Annotated in this window: 1 pseudogene; it reads left to right on the top strand. The window is 42.4% G+C overall.

What is annotated here, in order from left to right:
* Nucleotides 1-1,272, top strand: a pseudogene (locus tag ACFIL8_RS10505) (filamentous hemagglutinin); the annotation flags it as partial.

Raw genomic sequence — 1,272 nt, 5'->3', positions numbered from 1 at the left:
GATATTCTCTTTATTGCTCCAAGCGTTATGGTTGATGAGACAACGTCTGTTTTAGCAGCACGAGATTTCGTGATCAAAACGGGGGAGCTTGGAAATAGCGGTCAATTGGCATCGGGGCAGGATTTAGTCTTTAGCGTGACGGGGGATGTGACCAACAACAAAACGGGTTTAATTTATGTGAAGGGCAATGGTGCTTTACAAGTTGATGGGGCTTTGTTGAATGATTTTGGCACTATAATGGCAGAAGGTGATTTATCTTTCACCAATGCAGAAGGCACAGGAAAAAGCCTTTCCCTTGTTAACAAAGCGGGCTTTATTCAAGTTGGTGGAAACTTAAATATCCAAACCAACACCCTGAAAAACGAAGCCGATAGCACGCCTGTCATCACAGAAAAAACGGAATATAGCGATATTTCTTTCCAAAAACCAGAACGCTTTGATTCAATTGAAAATGCGATTTTGTATCATACAACAAGTATAGCAAATGAGTTGGGGATAGAAATATGGGCCGTTTCCTATGAGGAAGTTGAATGTTCGGGAAACACATGTGATTTTCACTTTAAAAATTCTTTGCCTAACAAAGAGGCAACTTATGGTAAGATAACTTTAGAAGATGGGATAGTATACAAGGCATTTACTTGGAATGAAGAGAGTGAAAGTTCGCTTTTTTCAAGGGTACCGATGGAATAATTTATCTCACATGATACAGAAAACTGTCACGCAAGAATTTTCGCCTACTCGTCAAGGAATGATACAGTCTCACGGCAATCTTATTATTAACGCTGATACCATTGACAACCATTATAGCATTATAGAAGCAGGGGGAAACGCCGATATCCACGCCAATGTGCTGACCAATTTAGGTGCAACAGCTTATAAAAACACCTATATGGGTTGTCAGGCTAATACGGATGCTTATTGTTATGCTTATAACGCTGATGGAAGCCGAAATGTTGCTTTAGATATAATAAATAATGATGGTTTTCGCCATATCAATTCAGAAGTTCTCGATACTGTTCCTGGTCTTGTTCAAGCGGGTGGCATTTTGAATTTGGTGGTCGATCAACTCCACAACGAGGCAGCGGAAGGTTCGATTACAGGGGATGCGCATTTTGAGGCAAAAACCGTTGGAGGCAATCCACTGGAGTCCTTAAGTGGTTTGCCTGGAGCTGGCGCTCTCTTTACACCAACAGTCGATCTCAATAATGCGGGGGAACTTGCTGAGGGGCTCCCTTTACCAAAGCCCCAATCGGGGGGTGTTGGGGGCACGCT

The sequence above is a fragment of the Bartonella sp. AP57NXGY genome, from assembly GCF_042195805.1.
Lineage (GTDB): Bacteria > Pseudomonadota > Alphaproteobacteria > Rhizobiales > Rhizobiaceae > Bartonella.
This window is presented reverse-complemented; position numbering and strand designations above follow the sequence as displayed.